Origin of the sequence: Methylobacterium sp. EM32, assembly GCF_040593685.1 — a bacterium.
GTDB lineage: Bacteria > Pseudomonadota > Alphaproteobacteria > Rhizobiales > Beijerinckiaceae > Methylobacterium.
Genome location: NZ_JBEXZS010000172.1, coordinates 42719 through 48718, shown reverse-complemented (window position 1 = coordinate 48718; position 6000 = coordinate 42719). Strand labels below are relative to the sequence as shown.

Genomic DNA, 6000 nt, shown 5'->3' with positions numbered 1-6000 from the left:
GCGGCCGGCCCCCGGGGCGCCTCCCCCCCCCACCCCCGCCCCCCCGCGGGGGGCCCACCCCCCCCCCCCGGGCCCCCGCGGCGCCGGGGGGGGGGGCGGGCGCGCGGCCCCCCCCGACGGCAAAACGCCCCGGCAGGGATGCCGGGGGGGTCGACGTGACGCGGGATGTCGGACGGGCGGGCGGGCTTCGTTTCAGCGCCGCGGCTGGAACAGCGGCTGAGCCAGGGCCTCGGCCCGGGCCATCCATAGGTCGCGCTCGGCGCGCAGCTCCTCGGCCTTGTCGACCTCGTGCTGGACATGGGCGCGCAGGGAGCGCAGCTCGTCGGCGAGCAGCGCCTGCAGCTCGTCGTAGCGCCCGTGCTCCTGCCGCAGCCGGGCCTTGAGCATCATGTTCTCGGCCATCAGCGCCGCGAGGTCGTCCTGCTCCGCCGCCGGGGGGGCCGGGGGCGCCTCCGGCTCGGCCATCAGGGCGGGTTCGGCCGGGGCGACGATGCGGGGCTCCCAGGTCGGCTGTGGCTCGGCCGACCGGCGCGGCGCGGCGCGGGCCTGGTCGGCGGCGTCGATCCGCGACAGGGTCGCGAGCCAGTCCTGCAGCGGGCCCGAGGGCTGCCGCGCCCCGGCGGTGGTCTGCGTCTTCAAGGCCGGTTCGGACACGCCGCATCTCCTCGCGAATCTTGACCGCCAGTTAACCTCCCGCATGGTTAAGAAGCGGTAAATGCGGCCCCGGGATCGCGAGGCCGGATCTCGGACATTGACATCGCCGGCGCAGGGGGCTAGGCCCCGGCCTTCAAGGACGAGGTCTCGTCTCGACGCCGACCGGCCCCGTGAGGCCGGAGGTCAACGCCCGACAGCGCGATGCGCCCTCGGGCGCGACTGGCGTTGCGCGCGACCGCTCCACCCGCCGCCCGCGATCGGGCGGCCTCGCAGGAGACCGGATGACCAGGACCGACCCCACGCCGTTGCGCATCGAGGACGCGGTGAACGCGCTCTGCCCCTGGTCGGGCAAGCCGATCGCGGCCGACTCGCTGACGCTCTACAACGGCGCGGTCGTGGGCTTCTGCAATCCCGATTGCCGCGACAAGTTCGAACGGGCGCTCACCCATTTCGAGGGCGCCCTGCAGGCCCGTCGCGCCGCGTCCGCGGGCGTGAACGAGTAGATCCCCGGAGACGACGCGCATGTTCGAAGGCCTCTCCGACCGCCTCTCCGGCATCCTGTCCGGGCTGACCCGCCGCGGCGCCCTGACCGAGGCCGACGTCACCGCCGCCCTGCGCGAGGTGCGCCGCGCCCTGCTGGAGGCGGACGTCGCCCTCGAGGTCGTGCGCTCCTTCACCGAGAAGGTGCGCGAGCAGGCCGTCGGCGCCGTGGTGCTGAAGTCGGTGACGCCCGGCCAGATGGTCGTGAAGATCGTCAACGACCAGCTCGTGGCGATGCTCGGCGGCGAGGCCGGGGTCATCGATCTCAACGCGCCCGCCCCCGTCGGCATCCTGATGGTCGGCCTCCAGGGCTCGGGCAAGACCACCACCACCGCCAAGATCGCCCGCCGCCTGACCCAGCGAGACAAGCGCCGGGTGCTGCTCGCCTCCCTCGACACCCGCCGCCCGGCCGCGATGGAGCAGCTGGCGGTTCTGGCTAGCCAAGTCGGCGTCGAGTCGCTGCCGATCGTCGCCGGCCAGTCGGCGGTGCAGATCGCCAAGCGCGCCATGGAGGCCGCGCGTCTGGGCGGCTTCGACGTGGTGATGCTCGACACCGCCGGCCGCGTCACCCTCGACGAGGCGCTGATGCAGGAGGCCGCCGACGTGAAGGCGGCCACCGGCCCGCACGAGGTGCTGCTCGTCGCCGACGCGCTCACCGGCCAGGACGCGGTCAACACGGCGCGCGCCTTCGACGGGCGGCTCGGCGTCACCGGCATCGTGCTCACCCGCATGGACGGCGATTCCCGCGGCGGCGCGGCGCTCTCGATGCGGGCGGTCACCGGCAAGCCGATCAAGCTCGTCGGCACCGGCGAGAAGGTCGATGCACTGGAGGAGTTCCACCCGGCCCGCGTCGCCAACCGCATTCTCGGCATGGGCGACATCGTCTCGCTCGTCGAGAAGGCGGCCGAGACCATCGACCAGGAACAGGCCCTTCGCGTCGCCGAGAAGATGCGCAAGGGCAAGTTCGACCTCGACGACCTGTCGATGCAGCTCGCCCAGATGGAGAAGATGGGCGGCATCGGCGGCCTGATGGGCATGCTGCCCGGCATGGGCCAGATCAAGAAGCAGGTCGAAGGCGCCAACCTCGACGAGACGATGTTCAAGCGCCAGCGCGCCATCATCTCGTCGATGACCCCCGAGGAGCGCCGCAACCCCGACGTGCTCAAGGCCTCGCGCAAGAAGCGCGTGGCGAAGGGCGCCGGCGTCGACGTCTCTGAGATCAACAAGCTCCTCAAGATGCACCGCACCATGGCCGACATGATGAAGGCCATGGGCTCGGGCAAGCGCGGCATCGGCCAGGCGCTGGGCAGCATGTTCGGGCTCGGCGGCGGCGGCATGGGGGCGATGGGCAAGATGATGGGCGGCATGCCCCAGCCCACCCCCGAGATGCTCGCCGAGCTGCAGAAGTCCCTGCCGCCCGGCACCACCCTTCCGCCGATGCCCCCCGGCCTCGGCGGTCCCAAGGCGCCCGGCGGCCCCGCCGGCAAGCTGCCGGCAGGCCCTGCCAAGGCGCCCCCCGCTGCCCCCGGCCTGCCGGGCTTAGGCGGCAAGCTCCCGGGCCTGCCCGGCCTCGGCGGCCTCCCCTTCGGCAAGAAGAAGTAGGCGGTCAGGGCAAGGCCCCTCCCCGCCCGCGACGTCGAACGACCCTCGAACCCTAGAAAGACAGGAAGAGACCCATGTCCCTCAAGATTCGCCTCACCCGCGGCGGCGCCAAGAAGCGCCCGTACTACCGCATCGTCGTCGCCGACGCCCGCGCCCCTCGCGACGGCCGCTTCATCGAGAAGGTCGGCGCCTACGACCCGATGAAGCCGAAGGACGATCCGGCCCGCGTCATCCTGGAGACCGAGAAGGTCCAGGCCTGGCTCGCCAAGGGCGCCCAGCCGACCGACCGCGTCCTGCGCTTCCTCGACGCCGCCGGCCTCGCCAAGCGCCCGACCCGCAGCAATCCGCAGAAGGCCGAGCCGGGCACCAAGGCCAAGGAGCGCGCCGCCGCCCGGGCCGAGAAGGCCGGCGCCGCCGCCGACTCGGCCGAGTAAGACCGAAGACCATGGCGCGCCGCCCCGACGCCCGACCCCCGCGCGGCCAGGCCCCCAAGGGGCCTGTCCGGGGGGAGTCCGATCCGCGCCGGGGCGCAGGCGCGCCGGCGCCGCAGCGCGCCAACCCTGCGCCCGTCAGGGCCGAATCCGGGATCGCCACCGATCCCGGATTCGTGCTGCTCGGCGAGTTCGGTCGCGCCCACGGCCTTAACGGCGAGGTGCGGCTGAAATCCTACACTGCCGATCCGACGGCGATCGGGTCCTACGGCCCGCTCACCGGGGCCGACGGCCGCATCGTCGAGATCGCGTCCTTGCGCCCCGCTCCCGGCACTCCCGACATGCTGATCGCCCGCGTCGCGGGCGTGTCCGGCCGCAACGGGGCCGAGAGCCTGAACCGGCTCGCCCTCTACATCGCCCGCGAGCGCCTCGGCGCGCCGGAGGAGGAGGACGAGTTCTTCGCCGCCGACCTCGTCGGGCTGGCGGTGGTCGATCGCGACGGCAACCCGGTCGGGACGGTGCGGGCGGTGCCGAATTACGGGGGCGGCGACCTCCTGGAGATCTCGCCGGCCCAGGGCGGCAGCCCGGCCCTCCTGCCCTTCACCAAGGCCTTCGTGCCCGAGATCGACGTCGCGGGCCGCCGGGTCGTCGTCGACCCGCCCGAGGACCTGTTCGCCCCGGCGGCACCTCGGGACCCCGACGCCGCCTGAACGCCTGCCCGGGCGGGCGGAGCGACTTGCCACCCACTTCGTCATTCCGAGGCTCGCTGCAAGCGAGAACCCGGAATCCATAAGCGCTGACGTGGGAGAACGAAGCGGATCACGGTCCGCCTCGTCCTGCATCGTCAGCGGTTATGGATCCCGGGTTCCGCTTTCGCGGCCCCGGGATGACATCGTGGGTGTCGGCTCGGACCCGGATCGATGGGCACCCGCGCTCGGGACGCCTCTTACCGCCCGCGATTCTTGCGCTGCTGGCCGAGGCCGGAGCTCTTGGCGAGCTCGGAGCGCTGGGCGGCGTAGGTCGCGGCGACCATCGGGTAGTCGTGCGGCAGGCCCCATTTCTGGCGGTACTGCTCGGGCGAGAGGCCGCGGGTGGTGAGGTGCCGCTTCAGCGACTTGTAGGGCTTACCGTCCTCCAGGCTGATGATGTAGTCCGGCGTCACGGTCTTGCGGATCGGCACCGGCGGCGTGGGCTTCTCGGGCTCGGGCGCCGGAGGTGCGGCGACGCGTTCGAGGGACGAGTGCACGGCGGCGATCAGGCTGCCGAGATCCCCGACCGGGACCGAGTTCTTCGACACGTAGGCCGACACGATATCGGCCGTGAGCATGACGAGTTCGCCCGGCTCCTGATCGTGAGTATCCACGTCTGACATTCTAGGGTTTCCGCTTCGAGAGTGTGGTGGACGGAGGCGTTGCAGCGGGGCCGGCCCGGCGCCGTGCCGCCACCCGGTCTTCTTGGGAACCGTCCGCGACCCAAATCCGCCGGCGCGATCACCCGGTCCCTCAGACTTGGTGGCAACTCTCATGCCCGTCCGCAAGCTGGTAGCAGCAACGCAGGGGTCAAATCAGGTAGTTCCTGTGGATTTCAGCGCGATACAACCAAGCTGAATATACTCAAGGTTGCAATTTTTGAGTTCACGTTGCCGATAATTGCATAAAAATCTATTCCGAGGCGGTATTTGAGCGGGGAGCCGCGACGAGAGCTCTGATGCAGGTCCGACCGCCAGCGGCGGCCGGATGATTGGGACGGGCGATCCGGCGTGCCGCGAGCGGTGCGGGGGTTCAGGCCACCTTGTCCGGCTGGCGGGCGGCGGCGTCGTGCCGGGCCTGTATCTCGATGAAGACGCGTCGCACCTTGGGGCTCAGCGCCTTCATCCGCGTCTCCAGGTGACCGACCAGCCGCTCGATCTCGCCGGCGGAGAGGCGGTCGTCCATGTCGAGGCTGACATTGACCAGGATGTCGGCCGGACCGAGATGCTGCGTCAGCACCTCGTTGACGTGCTGCACCCCCGGCTCGGACCGGACAATCTCGTGCAGGCCGGCGACCAGCTCGGGCTCCGCCGCCTCGCCGACGAGCAGGCCGTGGGTCTCGATCATCAGGAAGATCGCCATGCCGATCAGGATCAGCCCGATGACGATCGAGGCGATGCCGTCGTAGGCGGGCTGCGCCAGGGTCTCCGCCAGGATCACGCCGGCGAGCGCCACGACGAGGCCAGTGAGCGCCGCCACGTCCTCGACCAGCACGGTGAACAGGGCCGGGTCCTTGCTGCGGCGGATCGCGGTGATCGGCGGCCGCTCACCCTTCTCGCCCCAGAACGCCTTGAGGGCGACGAAGCAGGAATAGCCCTCGGCCAGGACGGCGAAGCCGAGGATCGCGAGGTTGACGATGAAACCCGGGATGGTCCGCCCGAGGATCACCGCGTCGGCGGCGGGCTCCGGGTGCTGGAGCTTGTGAATGCCCTCGTAGACCGCGAAGGCGCCGCCGCCGAGGAAGATCAGGAGCGCCACCAGGAAGGCGTAGAAGTAGACCTCGCGGCCGTAGCCGAACGGGAAGCGGGCATCCGCCGGTCTTTGCGCCCGCTTCAATCCGACGAGCAGGAGGATCTGGTTGGCGGTGTCGACAACCGAGTGGACGCCCTCGGCCAGCATCGCGCTGCTGCCGGTGAAGAAGGCGCCGACGAACTTCGCCACGGCGATCGCCAGGTTCGCGCCGGCGGCGGTGTAGATCGCGCCACTGCTTTCGTGAGCCATATGCCCTGAGCCTCCGTCGCCCG

The 6000-nt window shown here is 71.3% G+C and carries 7 protein-coding genes; 4 read left to right on the top strand and 3 right to left on the bottom strand.

Going from position 1 to position 6000, the window contains the following annotated elements; genetic code table 11:
* Window positions 1-192: 192 nt before the first annotated feature.
* Entirely contained in the window at window positions 193-654 is a 462-nt protein-coding gene (locus ABZT49_RS22670) for a hypothetical protein (protein WP_355289178.1), read from the bottom strand.
* Window positions 655-935: 281 nt separating this feature from the next.
* On the opposite strand from ABZT49_RS22670, the gene ABZT49_RS22665 reads away from it, so the two are divergent.
* From ABZT49_RS22665 to rimM, 4 genes are all read left to right on the top strand, one after another.
* Complete coding sequence (locus ABZT49_RS22665; protein WP_355289176.1) at window positions 936-1157, top strand: glutathione S-transferase; 222 nt, start codon at window positions 936-938, stop codon at window positions 1155-1157.
* Window positions 1158-1176: 19 nt separating this feature from the next.
* The gene (ffh, locus tag ABZT49_RS22660; RefSeq protein ID WP_355289174.1) at window positions 1177-2796 is read left to right on the top strand and encodes a signal recognition particle protein; all 1620 of its coding nucleotides are present in this window, start codon (window positions 1177-1179) and stop codon (window positions 2794-2796) included.
* Window positions 2797-2870: 74 nt separating this feature from the next.
* Window positions 2871-3230: a 30S ribosomal protein S16 gene (gene rpsP, locus ABZT49_RS22655; RefSeq protein ID WP_048432948.1), complete on the top strand. Its 360-nt coding sequence runs from the start codon at window positions 2871-2873 to the stop codon at window positions 3228-3230.
* Window positions 3231-3241: 11 nt separating this feature from the next.
* Entirely contained in the window at window positions 3242-3937 is a 696-nt protein-coding gene (gene rimM / locus ABZT49_RS22650; protein ID WP_355289172.1) for a ribosome maturation factor RimM, read from the top strand.
* A gap of 236 nt (window positions 3938-4173) precedes the next feature.
* On the opposite strand, the gene ABZT49_RS22645 is transcribed toward rimM, so the two are convergent.
* Both ABZT49_RS22645 and ABZT49_RS22640 read right to left on the bottom strand, forming a co-directional pair.
* On the bottom strand, window positions 4174-4599 hold the full coding sequence (locus ABZT49_RS22645) for a MucR family transcriptional regulator (protein ID WP_355289170.1): 426 nt from the start codon (window positions 4597-4599) through the stop codon (window positions 4174-4176).
* A 409-nt stretch (window positions 4600-5008) separates the two neighbouring features.
* Window positions 5009-5977, bottom strand: coding sequence for a cation diffusion facilitator family transporter (locus tag ABZT49_RS22640; RefSeq protein WP_355289168.1), 969 nt, complete (start codon window positions 5975-5977; stop codon window positions 5009-5011).
* Window positions 5978-6000: the final 23 nt, after the last annotated feature.

Bases quoted from the DNA above. Each gene is read 5' to 3' on its own strand.
- ABZT49_RS22665 (WP_355289176.1), top strand. From the start codon at position 936: ATGACCAGGACCGACCCCACGCCGTTGCGCATCGAGGACGCGGTGAAC.
- ffh (WP_355289174.1), top strand. From the start codon at position 1,177: ATGTTCGAAGGCCTCTCCGACCGCCTCTCCGGCATCCTGTCCGGGCTG.
- rpsP (WP_048432948.1), top strand. From the start codon at position 2,871: ATGTCCCTCAAGATTCGCCTCACCCGCGGCGGCGCCAAGAAGCGCCCG.
- rimM (WP_355289172.1), top strand. From the start codon at position 3,242: ATGGCGCGCCGCCCCGACGCCCGACCCCCGCGCGGCCAGGCCCCCAAG.
- ABZT49_RS22645 (WP_355289170.1), bottom strand. From the start codon at position 4,599: ATGTCAGACGTGGATACTCACGATCAGGAGCCGGGCGAACTCGTCATG.
- ABZT49_RS22640 (WP_355289168.1), bottom strand. From the start codon at position 5,977: ATGGCTCACGAAAGCAGTGGCGCGATCTACACCGCCGCCGGCGCGAAC.